Annotated in this window: 14 protein-coding genes; 5 read left to right on the forward strand and 9 right to left on the reverse strand. The window is 45.9% G+C overall.

Features of this window, described 5'->3' with window-relative positions; genetic code table 11:
- Nucleotides 1-109 precede the first annotated feature (109 nt).
- Nucleotides 110-3121, forward strand: a complete 3012-nt coding sequence (locus ACFQ2O_RS04460) for an AsmA family protein (RefSeq protein ID WP_377523209.1) — start codon at nucleotides 110-112, stop codon at nucleotides 3119-3121.
- A gap of 152 nt (nucleotides 3122-3273) precedes the next feature.
- Entirely contained in the window at nucleotides 3274-4059 is a 786-nt protein-coding gene (locus ACFQ2O_RS04465; protein WP_377523210.1) for a DUF4382 domain-containing protein, read from the forward strand.
- Between the two features lie 125 nt (nucleotides 4060-4184).
- On the opposite strand, the gene ACFQ2O_RS04470 is transcribed toward ACFQ2O_RS04465, so the two are convergent.
- From ACFQ2O_RS04470 to ACFQ2O_RS04480, 3 genes are all read right to left on the reverse strand, one after another.
- Nucleotides 4185-4661, reverse strand: a complete 477-nt coding sequence (locus tag ACFQ2O_RS04470) for a DinB family protein (protein ID WP_377523211.1) — start codon at nucleotides 4659-4661, stop codon at nucleotides 4185-4187.
- 5 nt (nucleotides 4662-4666) lie between these two features.
- Nucleotides 4667-5089 (reverse strand): DUF6970 domain-containing protein, encoded by a 423-nt coding sequence (locus ACFQ2O_RS04475; protein ID WP_377523212.1) that lies wholly within the window; start codon nucleotides 5087-5089, stop codon nucleotides 4667-4669.
- Nucleotides 5090-5153: 64 nt separating this feature from the next.
- Nucleotides 5154-5534 (reverse strand): diacylglycerol kinase family protein, encoded by a 381-nt coding sequence (locus tag ACFQ2O_RS04480; protein ID WP_377523213.1) that lies wholly within the window; start codon nucleotides 5532-5534, stop codon nucleotides 5154-5156.
- Nucleotides 5535-5648: 114 nt separating this feature from the next.
- Between ACFQ2O_RS04480 and msrA the strand changes: the two genes are divergently transcribed.
- Both msrA and ACFQ2O_RS04490 read left to right on the forward strand, forming a co-directional pair.
- Entirely contained in the window at nucleotides 5649-6314 is a 666-nt protein-coding gene (gene msrA / locus ACFQ2O_RS04485) for a peptide-methionine (S)-S-oxide reductase MsrA (protein ID WP_377523214.1), read from the forward strand.
- 115 nt (nucleotides 6315-6429) lie between these two features.
- A complete protein-coding gene (locus ACFQ2O_RS04490; RefSeq protein ID WP_377523215.1) occupies nucleotides 6430-7356 on the forward strand; it encodes a hypothetical protein in 927 nt (308 codons plus the stop codon).
- A 9-nt stretch (nucleotides 7357-7365) separates the two neighbouring features.
- Here the strand turns inward: ACFQ2O_RS04490 and ACFQ2O_RS04495 are convergent, their stop codons facing one another.
- The 4 genes from ACFQ2O_RS04495 to rlmF form a co-directional block, all read right to left on the reverse strand.
- Nucleotides 7366-7689, reverse strand: coding sequence for a peptide-methionine (R)-S-oxide reductase (locus ACFQ2O_RS04495; protein WP_377523216.1), 324 nt, complete (start codon nucleotides 7687-7689; stop codon nucleotides 7366-7368).
- A gap of 52 nt (nucleotides 7690-7741) precedes the next feature.
- Nucleotides 7742-8137: a methionine-R-sulfoxide reductase gene (locus ACFQ2O_RS04500; protein ID WP_377523217.1), complete on the reverse strand. Its 396-nt coding sequence runs from the start codon at nucleotides 8135-8137 to the stop codon at nucleotides 7742-7744.
- Between the two features lie 111 nt (nucleotides 8138-8248).
- Nucleotides 8249-9268 carry a hypothetical protein gene (locus ACFQ2O_RS04505; RefSeq protein ID WP_377523218.1) on the reverse strand — a complete coding sequence of 340 codons (1020 nt, stop codon included), beginning with the start codon at nucleotides 9266-9268 and terminating at the stop codon, nucleotides 8249-8251.
- 178 nt (nucleotides 9269-9446) lie between these two features.
- On the reverse strand, nucleotides 9447-10412 hold the full coding sequence (rlmF, locus tag ACFQ2O_RS04510) for a 23S rRNA (adenine(1618)-N(6))-methyltransferase RlmF (RefSeq protein WP_377523219.1): 966 nt from the start codon (nucleotides 10410-10412) through the stop codon (nucleotides 9447-9449).
- Between the two features lie 381 nt (nucleotides 10413-10793).
- On the opposite strand from rlmF, the gene ACFQ2O_RS04515 reads away from it, so the two are divergent.
- On the forward strand, nucleotides 10794-12236 hold the full coding sequence (locus ACFQ2O_RS04515; protein ID WP_377523220.1) for an alpha/beta hydrolase family protein: 1443 nt from the start codon (nucleotides 10794-10796) through the stop codon (nucleotides 12234-12236).
- A gap of 5 nt (nucleotides 12237-12241) precedes the next feature.
- Here the strand turns inward: ACFQ2O_RS04515 and ACFQ2O_RS04520 are convergent, their stop codons facing one another.
- On the reverse strand, nucleotides 12242-12772 hold the full coding sequence (locus ACFQ2O_RS04520; RefSeq protein ID WP_377523221.1) for a GNAT family N-acetyltransferase: 531 nt from the start codon (nucleotides 12770-12772) through the stop codon (nucleotides 12242-12244).
- A gap of 500 nt (nucleotides 12773-13272) precedes the next feature.
- Nucleotides 13273-14199 carry an alpha/beta hydrolase gene (locus tag ACFQ2O_RS04525; RefSeq protein ID WP_377523222.1) on the reverse strand — a complete coding sequence of 309 codons (927 nt, stop codon included), beginning with the start codon at nucleotides 14197-14199 and terminating at the stop codon, nucleotides 13273-13275.
- Between the last annotated feature and the right edge of the window lie 365 nt (nucleotides 14200-14564).

Consider the following 14564-nt stretch of genomic DNA (forward strand, 5'->3'; position numbering starts at 1 on the left):
TATTTAATGTATCCATGTAATGCTAACAAAAAAGTAGCATGGTTTTAGCTATAAATTGCATAGCTTAGCTATAATATCAGTAAAAACACCCAAAATACCATCAACAAGTATGAAAAAAGTAGCCATTGGCTTTTTTGTTTTCCTGGCGCTGCTTCTTGCTGCTGCAGTGCTTATTCCAGTTCTCTTCAAGGAGAAAATAAAGCAAGCCTTAGACAAAGAAGTGGCAAAAAGTATAAACGCGAAGGTACTTTATCAAACGGATGATGTAAGCCTGTCGCTTCTTCGTGATTTTCCTAACCTGTCACTCGGGGTAGATAACCTGCTTGTTATTGGTCAGGATTCTTTTGCTACCGATACTCTTGCTAAAATTCCCTCCTTCCGATTAGGCCTGAACCTGTTCAGCGTATTTGGCGATGAGCTTAAGGTAAATTCTATAAAACTGGAAGAGCCCGTAATACGGCTTCTGGTGCTGAAAAGCGGAAAAGCCAACTGGGATATTTTTATAGAAGATACCACAGCTACAGAAACAGCAGCCGATACGGCCGCATCAGACTTCAACATGGCCATCAAAGGCTGGAAGGTTAGCAAAGGCACCATCTTCTACGATGACTTAAGTATTCCGTTTGGGTTTTCTGCTTATAATGTGGAGCACACTGGCAGTGGCGATTTTGAGCAGGATGTGTTTGATATGGTATCCAATACTACGGCTGAGCGTGTGGTGATGACATATGATGGCATTAACTACCTGGAAAATGCAACTTTAGACGCAGATGTGACCATGGCCATGGATTTGGCAAAGTCGCTTTATACCTTCAAAGATAACAACATACGGGTAAATGCCTTTCCGTTCAAGTTCGATGGCTCCATTCTGATGCCGGAGGAGGCGATGGACTTTGACCTTACCTTCAGCGCCACCGAAACCGATTTCCGGAATGTGCTGTCGGTAGTGCCGGGCATGTATAGCGAGCAGTTTGAGAATATTAAAACAGCTGGAAAGTTGAGCTTTGACGGCTATTTTAAAGGGCGCATGATTGATACGCTGATGCCTGGGTATGGTGTGAATTTAAAAGTAATGGAGGGGATGTTTAAATACCCTGACCTGCCAGAGGCTGCCCGCAATATTAACGTAGATATGAGCGTAGCCAGCGAAGACGGAACCATGCAGAAGACGAACGTTAACGTCCGCCAGTTCCACGTGGATCTGGGCAAGAACCCGATAGATGCACGCGTCTTGATTGAAGGGCTGGATGTGATGAAGGTAGATGGCAACGTGAAAGCCAATGTAGATCTGGCTGAGCTGACCAAAGTATATCCTATAGAAGGGATGACGCTGCGAGGCTTACTAAAAGTAGATGCAGATGCCAAAGGCACTTACTCTGAGACCAGAATGCCTGTGATTGATGCAGACCTGAATCTGACAAACGGCTATATCAAGTCGAAGGACTTTCCTGCTCCTATTCAGAACCTGAATATGGTAACCAATATTGTGAACACCACCGGCAACACCGATGATACCCGCATTAATGTGGAGCGCTTTAATATGAACCTGGACGGGGAGCCGTTGGAGGGCCGGATGTTGATTGCAGGCATAGACAAACCAGCTTTCGATGGCCGCATAAAAGGCACGCTCGATCTGACCAAGCTGATGAAGATTTTCCCGCAGGAAGGCATGGAGCTTGCCGGCCGTATTGTTGCCGATGTAGCTGCCAAAGGTAAGCTGAGCGATATAGAGGCTGAGAAGTATAACAACGTAACGGCTAATGGTACCATGGCCATCACAAACCTTAGCTTTGTCAGTACAGATCTGCCACAGGGTATAATAATCACTAAGGCCAACGCAAGCTTCAACAACGAGCGCATCAACCTGCAAAACATGGATGGCTCTCTAGGCCGCAGCGATATCAGGGCAAACGGTACAATCTCGAACTACCTGGGCTATGCCTTAGCCGATAACCAATCGCTGCGCGGCACTTTCAACATCAGCTCTAACCAGTTTGATGTAAACGAGTGGATGGTGAGCGAAACTACCGGAGAGCCAGTAAAGGAGGAAAGCGCTGAAGGAGTGGTAGCCGTACCTGCCAACCTGGACGTTATCCTGAACATTGATGCAAAGCGGGTTTTGTACGATAACCTAAAGCTGGATAATGTAGGCGGGCAGGTGCAGGTAAAAGACCAGATTGCACGTTTAAATAAGGTAACCTTTAATACCCTTGGCGGTACGTTTGCCACCAGCGGTAGCTATAATACGCAGAATATCCAGTTGCCTCTCTTCGATGTGAAGCTGGATATCCAGAACCTAAGCTTTAAAGAAGCTTTTAACTCCTTCAACACAATTAAAGCGTTGGCTCCAATTGCTGGTGTGCTGGAGGGTAAGTTCTCTACTAACTTTGCCTTTGCCGGTGAGCTTGCCAAAGACATGACTCCCGTGTTTAAGACACTCGATGGCTCTGGTATCATAAAAGTGCTTCGGGCAGCGGTGCGCGATGTGCCCATCGTTGACAAGATCAGTAACCTGACCAACATAGAAGAGCTGAAGAACCTGGTAGTGGAGAACAGGTACATTGATGCAGAAATTGTAGATGGCAATTTAGTGATCAAGCCTTTTGATATGAAGGTAGGTAATATTGAAATGACCGTAGGAGGCTCGAACAACTTTGACGGGCAGATAGATTATGTAACCGCGCTGAATGTACCAACCGGTAAAGTAGGGCGTGAGCTGAATACCCGGTTGGCTGGATTAGTGGGCAGCGAAAGCCTTGCCACTTCTGATCGTGTAACGCTGAACCTGAACGTTGGAGGCACTTATGCTAACCCGCGTATAGCTTTGGCCGGAGGTTCTGTAAAAGAGCAGGCATCTAACCTAGTTAAAAACGTGGTGCAGGATAAGCTAAACGATGTAAAGCAGCAGGCCGACCAGCGTAAACAGCAGCTGCAGGACAGTGTGCAGGCAGAGCTGAACCGCAGAAGGCTGGAGGCTGAGCAAAAGGCGCGAGAGGAGATAGAGAAGAAGCGCCGGGAAGCTGAGCAGCAAATTAAGAAGCAGGCAGCCGATAAAGTAGGTGGCTTCCTGAAGGGTATTACTAAACCTGCCACGCAGCCAGATACAACGCGAAAGCAGTAGTCAGAAAGATGTTATGAAGTGACAGCAAGAGCCTGCCGGTGCAATAGCGTTGGTAGGCTCTTGCTGTTTAACGCTATATATAAATGTATTTTTAGTTGTATTGGTCGTGTAAAAATGGCTCTTTAGCAACTTTAAACCAGGGCAATTATAGAATGAAGAAAAGTTACATATTCCTTTTACTGCTGAATGGGGTGTTTGCGCTAAGCGCCTGTAGTAACGATGATATAGCGCTAGGCGGTGCTCGCATGGAAGTTCGTTTAACAGATGCACCCGGTGATTATGAAGAAGTAAACGTAGAGATAAAGTCGGTGCAGGTGCATAAAAGCGAGGATGCTAAAGAAGAAGGCTGGGTGACGTTAGATCAGGTTAACCCCGGCATCTACAACCTGTTGAACTTTGCCAATGGCCGTGATACGCTATTGGCAAGTGCTGAGTTACCTATAGGGCGTATTGCCCAAATGCGACTTATACTTGGTGATAAGAACACGCTAAAGCTAAAGAATGGCACTGTGGTAGCTTTAAAAACACCAAGTGGCCAAACTTCTGGCGTAAAGGTGCCGCTAAATGTAAATATGATGGACCAGACAGTAAACAGGGTGCTGTTAGATTTCGATGCGGCAAAATCGGTAGTGGACAAAGGAGAAAAAGGGTATATCCTGAAACCCGTAATTCGCACGATCACATCGGCTGTGGCAGGCGGCATAAAAGGTAAGGTTATGCCTGCTGCATACAATCCCACTATCTACCTCATCTCATCAGAAAAAGACACCATTGGTGGCTTTGCTACTGCCAACGGAGATTTTTTTATCAGAGGAGCAAAGGCAGGTACTTATACTGTTAAGTTTTATACCAAAGACGATGCTCATAATCTGACGGTGGAAAAAGTTGCCATCACGCAGGGGCAGATTAAGAACATGAAGACCATTGAGCTAAAGTAGCACGAGTCCCAATAGCAGGCAACGCAAGGCAATAAGTCTATTTGTAGTACGCATCAAACTATAACAGAAAAGGAGCTCCTATATTAAGAGCTCCTTTTCTGTTATGAAATTTTATGTCTATGCTGCTAGTACACCTGGCCCATCAGCTCACGCACGTATGTTACGTAATCTGTATTCGGAGGAGTATGGCCATTCTTACGAAGGTCCGTAGCCACCTGTGCGCGGTGATAAGTAGCGTGATTAAAAGCGTGCGTCAGGATATCAAGTACGCGGGTGCTATACTTGTGGCCCAGGCTGTTGTTATAGTCTATGAGGCGGTTGAACTCAGCCTCATCAGCGTTTTGCGCCAGCTCTGCAATCTTGTAAGATGCAGATTCGTGCAGCTTTTTCAGTTCTTCTAAAGAGTGCTCCTGCCATACTTTAACAGGGCTTTCTGTGCCGGTAATGCGAGCGATCCAGATGGCCTGCGCATTCAAGGCATGGCTTTGCAGGCGTAGTGCGTTTGCTGGTACTTCAGGCAGGCTGCTGAACACGTCCAGCATGGTTTTATTTGCCCAGATATTATACTCGGATAAGTTTTTCAGTACGTCGTTTCCAGTCATCTTAATTAGTTACTTTCTCGTTTATCTTCCCAAATTAATTTTTCGTTTTCTCGCCGCTCCAGAAAATCAGAACAGCGGCCATCTCCCTTGCCGGTTATGCCTCCGTCTGGCTCGCAATACAGATTCCCTCTGGCATCATAGAGCTTACTGGGAAAGTCGCAGCAGTGGCCTGTGAGATAGTATACTGTCTGATAATCGTACGTGTAGCTATATATTTTTGCCGGCGGGTTGGTAGGTTCTGCTGCTTTCAACTCCTGGATCAGTTCGTTTAACCAGGCTGGGTTGTCTGCCTCTGTGGAGGCAGGCGAGCTGGCAGAAGTAGCAGACGCGCTAGCTCCGGAACTACAGGCTATCAAAGCTATACTTAACCCTAAAGCCAGGGCATAGCAAAATGATTGAAGAGGAGCTATACGTGGTGTCAGGTTCATGTGGCGCAATTTAAAGATTTTTAACGAAGAGAGCGTGCAGGCAGTTAAAATACCTATCCCATACTTAAACGTATAACGCAGCAAGAGCGATCAGGTAAGGTATAAAGATAATAGCACCTACCACAGCGGCCGTTACGGAAGCTACTAACACAGCTCCGGCTGCCAGGTCTTTCGTTTTGCCGGCCAAGTGGTGCCAGTCCGGTGATACAAGGTTGGTGAGTGTCTCAATAGCCGTATTAAACACTTCTGCGGTGATCACCAGCCCTGCACAACCAATAAGCAGGCACCACTCTGTTTTGGTAACGCCGAGGGCAAAGCCTGCTATTACAACCAGCACCACCGACAGCAGGTGCAGCCGCACATGCGGCTCTGACCTTACGGCAGAACTGATGCCCCGGAAGGCAAACTTAAAACTGTTGTAGCGTTTTATGAAGTAAGTGCGCAAGGTATGGTTGCTGGTACAATGGTTTATACTTGGCGAAGATAAATGAGTTGAGGGAAAGGGCGATACTGTTGCCCGTAATTGTTGCTATACATTCTTAATAATGAAAGATATCAGATGAAAGTCCCTCCTATCGACCTGCTAATGCCTAAAACAACAGAAACAGCAACTTTCTCGATGGGCTGCTTCTGGAGCCCCGATGCCTTGTTTGGAAGTATAAATGGCGTAGTGCGAACCAAGGTAGGCTATACGGGAGGCACTACTGACGCACCCACTTACTGGACACTGGCAGACCACATCGAAACGGTGCAGCTAGACTACGATCCAAAAAAATTAAGTTTCCAAACTTTACTACACCTGTTCTTTACCAACCATAAGGCAGCCCGAGCACCCTGGAAAAGACAGTATGCCTCCGCTATTTTCTATCATGATCAGAAGCAGAAGGATTTAGCTATGGCGGCTAAAGCGGCTTTTCAGACGCAGGCAGGACAGCAGATTTATACAGAGATAAATCCACTAAAGACCTTTTATGTAGCTGAAGACCGACACCAGAAGTATAAACTACAGCGCCAGCCTCAGATTTGGGAAGAGTTTCAGGAGATGTATCCACGTATGGATGCCTTGCTTCATTCTACGGCAGCAGCCAAAGTCAATGCTTACCTCTATGGTTATGGGAGCAGCGAAGAACTGGAAAGCTCCATCAGTAGCTTTGGCTTATCTCCTTCCGCACAACAGGTGCTGCTTCAAAAAACCCGTTCTCCTAAACCTATCAGCTGTAGTTGATGAAGGTATAGAAGGCGTAGCTTGCTCTTTTCCAATGAAGTATGTGAAAGTTTGGATTATAACTAAAGATTTAGTTAGTTTATGTATAGTATAAATCCAACCCACACAAACTTATATGAAAAAGCTGCCACATGTTTTACTCCTGCTCCTGCTGGGCCTTAGCTCCTGCACAAAAAATGTTTACACCAGGCCTGTTACGATAGACGGAGTAGAATTTACTAACAAAGCCGGAGACAAGTATGAAGCGCAGTTTCAGCGCGTAAACGGCTGGTTTTTGCAGAGAATAAAAGCGCTGGAAAAGAAGGAGCGCACCTTTGCAGTAGACACGGCAACAGCTAAAAAGCGCTACCACAAGTATAACCATACCCTAGTTGCCTCTTTAGAGCCATTTGAGGTAGGCCAGGAGCCAGGAGTATACTACCAACTATACTTAAAGCCTAACAGTGGAGTGGGCAAAATGAAGGGAAACGTGCAGAAGGATATTTATAATCAGCTAAAGCTTTACTCACCGGATAAGTATTTTCTACAACACGGAGAGCAGTACTATACCGATAGTGTAGTAGTGGGGCCTTTCCGAAGTATTGTACCGGTGCAGGAGTTCCTAAAGCCAGTCAATACAAATCAACAGATAAATATATCAATTGACAGTATAAACTTCCCGGATAGTTTTAAGAAGCGCCAGCGGGAGTTTCTTATGCGGCTGGTAAATAATGCCATGGTGCTCAGGCAAGAGCAGATTGCAGACAAAAACCCAAATACTACGCTGGTTTTTGACTATTACCCTAACTTTAGAGCAGGCAAAGACAAAAAGGCAACTACCTATGCTGCTAACTTAAACGTGGTAGACGATCCCGCTTCAAACGAAATCATTATAAAGATTAGCAGCCCCGGCTATACTCCGGGTAAATGGCAGGCAACAAATGTAGTGCTTAACCGGCAGGAGTTTTTAGACGGCCATACTTACGAAGTCAATCAGTTGCTTGGCTCCCTGGCTCCGGTTTTCTTTAGTTACATGCACTACTCTAAGTCAGCGCAACAGTAGCTTTACTTCTTAGTTCTCAGCTTGTAGCTCTATAGCGTCGGCGTTGATGCAGTAGCGTACTTGTGTAGGTGTTCGGGCATCAGCAAACAAATGCCCCAGGTGCTGCTCGCATTGGCTGCACAATAGCTGGGTGCGGTGCCTGCCATAGGTGTCCAGTGGGTTATGCGTTACATGCTCTCCCACCTGTGCCCAGAAACTAGGGAAGCCAGAGCCGACATCAAACTTTTTGTCAGCCTCAAACAACGCTAGGCCACAGGTTGTGCAAGTATAAATGCCCTGGTTCTCCTGCTGTGCTTTCGGGTTTATCTTCTGGTTGCGCACCATGTTTCCCATTTAAAAGTATAAAAGGCAGATGTTTTCGTGCATCTGCCTTTTATACTTTAATTTATTTCTCCAGTTCCTCTACCGGTACAAATGTCATCGACAGGGAATTTACGCAATGTCGAATATTTTTAGGCGTTTGATACTCTCCCTCAAAAACGTGGCCTAGGTGGGCATCGCAGTTGGCACAGACAATTTCGGTGCGGCGGCCGTCGGCATCCGGCACTCGCTTTACGGCTCCGGTTATTTCATCATCGAAGCTAGGCCAGCCACAATGCGATTCAAACTTATACTCCGAAGTATAAAGCGGATTGTTGCAGCGCTTGCACAGGTATACGCCCTCTGCCTTATGGTTATTATACTCGCCTGTGCCCGGATACTCGGTGCCCTTGTTCACGATAATGCGTGCTTCGTCTGGGGTTAGCTTATTATATTCTGATGGGTCTTTCGCTACTTTCATAGATTTTTGATTTCTGTTCAGATCTTATTTTATACGTGTATTTGTATAAACAAACAATGCGCCAAAAGGGTTTGGCAGGTGCTATGGCAGCGCCACTTGCTAGCCTTAAGTTTATAAACAGCTACAGCCAAACAAATCAACTTCCTGGTACCACAGGTACACTAACTTATCTTCCATTTCCATCACCAAGGCTCTGGATGGTGTATCTAGCTTATTATTCAGAGGGAAGGTATCAGCATATACAAAGTACAGCCCCTGTACGCCTTCTAAGGTGGCAAACGTTTTCTGCTGCCCTATGCTGCTGGGGCAGTCGTAGCACTTCTCAACAAACTGGAGCTTTAGTCTGGCATCTACTTCAGGGTAATTTTTGTAAGAGAGCCTCAGGCTGTACCTGCTCCCGAAAAGCACTTTATCAGATGCTTTAAAAGGTTTGCTGTCGAGTAGGTAGTTGTAGTACTCCAGGCACTCCCCTGCATAGGAGCCAAAGTTTACCACCTTTGTATTTACTTTTCTTCCTGTGGTGTAAGCTATTACTGATTGGTTTGTGTTCTTAAACAGAGAATCCGCCAGTTGTGGATGAAAAACCACTTTATCTATAGAGGAGCTATCAATGGTAGCTGTAAGCCTGCTGCTGCTTAGGATCTTGTTTTCAATAGAAATATCTAAAAACGATTCGCTGGAGGAGTCATAAGCCGGAAAAGCAAAAATACCCAGCTCGTTCTCGTTTACCTTAAAAATAGGAAACAAGGGCTGGTCTTTGACCGGTGTAGCGCGTAGTTCGGCAGGTGATTGGTTGAGGTATATTTCCAGCGCCAGCAGAAATGCTCTGTTTTGTTCCGAAAGCCCGGGATTTGCCAGCGCCTTCTGCAGAAAAACGGTCTTGAAATAGTCGGCTTTGGCAGCGTTTAGCTTTTTCCATTCTTCAAAATAGGCATTGCATTCCTGTTGTAGCGCATTATCGGCTAGCTCAGATGCTGTACTGGCCGTAGAATCCACTGCTACAGAGTCTTCTTTGCCCATGGCAATTTCAATTGCGTGCAAATTGGGCTGCTCTTCCGTTTGTCCGCACGACGCCACCAAAAGTAACACCATTAACAGCAGAGATAAGCAGTAGCGTGAGCTTGATATCATAGGTTATACCGATTGTAGCAAATGAAGATGACTTAAAAAACAGCAGTGCGGGCATCTGTTAAAGTACAGTTCCTGAAGCACACGCTTGTTGAGCAGCAAGATAGGCATAACAGCTTATAGGTAGCAATCCAAGCTATTACAGATTTATGTTGCGTGCCGTTGTTGTAGCAAAAACGTGTTAATGCCACCTGGCGTTTATCCACTCTCTTTGCTGTTCCTGGTTCAGGAACGTCCAGGCAACGAGGCGGCTTGTTTTATTGCCCTGGCTCATTGGTAGTATCTGCACTTCAAAGGCTTTTGCCTGCGCTAAAGCTTGGGTTATACTTTTAAGGTTAGCTTGCTTTGATACCAGCGTTGTAAACCAAAAGCACGAGGTGGCAAACTGACGGCTCTGGAAAACCATATCGGTCACAAAACGCTTTTCCCCGCCTTCGCACCATAGCTCTGCTTGCTGCCCACCGAAGTTCAGGGTTGGGTTTGCCACTTTCTGTTGCTTCAGGTTAGTTAGTTTGCGTATAGTGCCTGCCTGTGCCTCTGCCAGCGAGGCATGAAAAGGAGGATTGCACACGGTTAGGTCAATGTATTCCTCCGGCTTAAGCACGCCTCGAAAGATATCCTTCGGGTTCTTTTGTAGCCGCAGTTGCACATGGCCGCTTAAAGCAGCATTTGCCTCCACTATTTTACGGGATGACTGAATAGAAACTGGGTCAATATCAGCCCCAATAAAAGACCAGCCATACGCTTTGTTCCCAATGATAGGATATACGCAGCCAGCTCCTACGCCAACATCCAGGCACATAATTTTGCTGCCCCTAGGTATTTTTCCTTTGTTGCTGCCTGCCAATAAATCAGCGGCATGGTGTATATAATCGGCTCGGCCCGGTATAGGTGGGCAAAGGTAGCCTGCCGGGATATCCCAATGTTGGATGCCGTAGAAATGCACCAACAATGCCTTATTCAGCATTTTAACAGCTTTGGGATTAAAGAAATCTACAGACGCATCGTTGTAGGCGTTCACCTGTACAAATTGCTTTAGCTCTGGGCAGCTCTTAATGAGTTCTTCAAAATCATAGCGTTCCCGGTGCCTGTTGCGCGGGTGCAGGCTGGCTTTCTCTTTCGGGTGAGATTTTTTTTTAGGAGGCATGGCGGTGTTCAAGCTTAATTGGCAATGCCACATCAGGCTATATACTAATATGTATGGAGACTAAGTTGGTTTAACCCAATTTTTGTTGTCATCCTGAAAGGGTATTGGTTAAAGAGGGCTCATACCCCCGCGAGCGGTAAAGCGCTATATAAAAGCTATTCTAGTTCGCCCACAAGATTCTTTCAGAATGACAATGTAGTATTAAGTAATGCTGTCTTTCTACTTACGAAAAATGTAACAGTGCAAATATAAGTATAAGCTGCTTCTGTATAGGTAAAGGTTTGCCTTAGCTAAGGATGTTCTTCTAATGTACAGGTAAAAAGCTATTGTGTTTAGAGGCTGTTCTCTATATATTAGAACTTACACATGTCGCATCACGCTATGAAAACACCTTTCCTCCTGCTACAACAGAAGCTAGGCTGCTCCTTTCTGTTTCTCCTTCTGACTTCCCAAATGGCTTTTTCTCAGCAGCTACCTACGGGCAGTTGGGCTGGTGATTTAAACGTTAGAGGAGCAGCACCAATCAAAGTTATCTTTAACTTTCCTGCTGCTGCAAAAGGCCAGTCGCTTGTTTCCATCCCCTACACCGGTATGCATGACTTGCAGGTAGAGCGGGTTAAGGAAGTAGGCGATAGCCTTCAACTGGCTTTCAGAGATCATTTGAGCAGCTATACTTTTACAGCTCTATATGGTGCAGGCAATAAAGGAGTGGCAGGTTTATTTGTTATAGGAGACAACAGAAAATTCCCGTTAACTATAAGCCTCACAAATGCAGAAAGTCTGCGCCCGTCACGCCCTCAGACACCAACAGCGCCCTTTCCGTATGCGGTGTTGCCTATTACTTTTGCCGGAGGAGATGCGGGTGTAATGCTTAGCGGTACCATCACCGCCCCAAAAGGCAAGAAGGAAGTGCCAGGGGTGATTCTGCTTTCAGGTTCAGGGCCGCACAACCGCGATGGGGAGCAGTTCTACCACAAAACATTTCTTGTACTTGCCGATGAACTGACAAAGCGAGGATTTGCCGTGCTGCGCTACGACGAGCGTGGCGTAGGAGAATCATCAGGTAAGTATGCGGGCAACTTTACAGAAGACTTTGCCCCTGACGGGCTTGCGGCTGTAAAGGCTTTACAAACTGATAAACGGCTAAAGGTAAAGAACGTGTATGTGATCGGCCACAGCGAAGGAACGCTGATGGCACAGATTATAGCAGCCGAAGCCCCTGATGTTGCAGGTGTTGTACTATTGGCGGCAGCGGGGCTTCCGGGCGTTGCTTTTAACAAATCGCGGCACCGGGCTTTGCTGAAAGCAAACGGTATTTCAGAAGAACAGGGAGGCCAGGATTTGATGATTCAGGACAGATCGTATGAAATTGTAGGCGCCTCTCCTGACAGTGCCACCGCCGTAGCCAATCTGCGTAAGTTCCACGAAGAGATAGACATGGATCCCAACTATAGCGAGCGATACATTACCCCCTTTGTAGATCCTTGGCTTTTTCACTCCCTGCACTTTGACCCTACTCCTTACCAGCAAAAGATAAAAGTGCCTGTGCTGGCTATAACCGGAGAAACCGATTCACAAACGCCTGCACAAGATAATATGCCCGCCATAAAAGCAGGTTTGCAGGCAGCAGGCAATGCTAACTTTACCCCGGTAGTTTTACCAAAGCTCAACCACTTTATGCAAACCTCTGTTACTGGCGCTTACGATGAGTCTTATACATTAGAGGAGACCTTCTCTCCGGAGGTGTTAAAGATGGTTGGAGACTGGTTAGTGAAGCAGGCAACTGGTGCAGGTAAAGCGAGAAGAACAGCTAAGGGGATATAAGCTGTCTATTGTGCTGTCCTGTAAATGAGCGGGTGGTGCAGGCGCGTAAAAGCAGCTGCGTCTTCAGCGGAAATAGTGCCTGGATAAGACATGAGCAGCAAAGTTACAGGCTGCTGCCCCTGGTGGTAAGGAGGCTGCTGGTAAAAGTGAGGATTTAAGTTAAAGCCATTCTGCTCGTAAAACCTAATGCGGCGGCGGTTGATCTCGCTTTCAGGAGGCTCTACTTCCAGCAGCACAGGGTGTTTATCGTGCTTTACAAACGTTTGCAGAATACTTCGGCCATGCCCTTGCCCACGCAAAGCTGCGGCAGTTGCAAAATGCTCCAGAAAACGCACCTCTTCAAAACCCCACCACAGTAGTATGCCTAACAGTTCCTCCTCTTGTAGTACAACTTCAAAATGATAATCAGCATGTGGCATGATCTCCAGTTGCCATAACAAAGGCCGTCGTTCTTCCAGAGGGAATGCCTGTTCATACAGCTCCCATGCTTCATAAAATAGCCTGTGCGAAGTATCTGTGAGTCTGATGTGTTCCATTGCCAGGTTCAGCATTAAAGTACTTTCTGTTTAATCCGTAGGTTTGAGTGCAGCGGTAAATGCAAGCAAGTATAGCGGCAAATTTTCTGCTTGCACAAGTATGAAACTCAAGTTGCGCTATACTTGACTTTGAGTAATATCACCCAGCCCTAATCTTTTCCGGGCTCATCTAGTAGGGGAAAATAAACAACCGCAGGATTTCATCTTGTGTTTGAAATGGGGAAAACTTTCAGCTTTCGTAGCAGATGTTGAGGCCCGCATACCCACGCATTTTTCAACTTGCCCCATAAAAAGCTCCAAATTGAAAAATGAAGCAGTAATTTGTTTTTCCCTACAAGATGAACTTCGGGGAGGGGAATTCAAACAAAGAGAATTTTATTCTACCCCTCAGTGGGGCTATGGGTGAATCGCGAGTTAGGTTATAAAATAGAAATTGCCAGTGGCAAATTAGTTGCAAGGTATAACTCTAAGCTGTGCTGATGCTCCATTAACAGTCGCTATTACGCTAGAAATTCTATCTGCGATTTAAGTGCCTGCTTGCCTTCTTTTAATATATGTATCAACGCAAATACATGGAACATATCGGGATATTCCTCATATTGTACTTCTACCTGTGCTTCCGTTAGTCGCTGTACAAACTTGCGGTTATCCCACAAAAACGTTTCGGCAGTGCCAATCTGGATAAGTATTGGCGGTAGATCTTTTACGTTACCATACATAGGCGACACGAGCGGATTATGAAAGTCTCTGTTCGGCACATATTTATTAGCTGATCTCTTTATTTCTTCCAGCGGAAGCATAATGTCTTTATACGCTGTAAACTTTATAGCTGGGTTGCTCATGGAGAGGTCTAGCCAGGGCGACATCAGGATTAGTTTTTTAGGAAGAGCAGCCTTTTTCTCCATCAGCACATTCGTAATGGCTACAGCCATGCCACCTCCGGCACTATCGCCCAGAATGTAATATGTTTCGGGTATGGCCCCTTCTGCCTGCAACGTGGTAATGATCTTTTCCACGTCTTGCAGCCCTGCCGGAAAAGGATGCTCTGGAGCCATTTTATAATCAATCACCACCGCGGCCATTCCCATCTCTTCACTCATCCGGGCAATGTATTTCCACTGTACTTCTAAAGGCCCAAACACATAGCCTCCGCCATGCAAGTACACTAACACGCCTTTATTTGCCTGCGCTTTGTTTATCCAGTAGCCTCGCGCGCCGTTTATATCTATTTTTTCAAAAGCATATTTCTTTTGCAGGCTTTCAGGTGGACCAGGATAGTTCTTGATAAAGCGTTTATAGTCACCTTTGTCTTTTTGCCTTTTTATCACCGCCTTTACAAGGTCAGTTTTCCAGGTGCTCCATTTATAGGCCACTGCTGCTGCAACAAGTGGTAAAGCAGCTACTAAAAGGTTCTTTTTTATCTTCATTACATTCCGTTTTACTGATGCTGTTGCTATAAACAGCTCTTGAACATCTGGCTCAGGGGCTAAGCCTGCCTTATGCTTCGTAATCTTCCGAAGTATAACGGTGCACTTTCTTAAATGTTAGTACAAGTGCAGTGCAGCTATGTAATCTGCAAGTTTGAGCGCGGCGGTAAATGTGCGGAAGTATAAATACGGGAAATGTCAGTTACAAACAGGCTGGGAAGTATAACCACAAGTTGCGCTGTCGCTAAACTTGCGGGATGGGGAAAGTAGTTAGAAACCTCCACTGTTAAATTTTCTACGTTCTATAGCATCTATTATTTTTAACTTTATTTCTTCGCTATATTCTTCCTGGTAAAGAATTGAAG

The organism is Pontibacter rugosus (assembly GCF_042678745.1).
Taxonomy (GTDB): Bacteria; Bacteroidota; Bacteroidia; order Cytophagales; family Hymenobacteraceae; genus Pontibacter; species Pontibacter rugosus.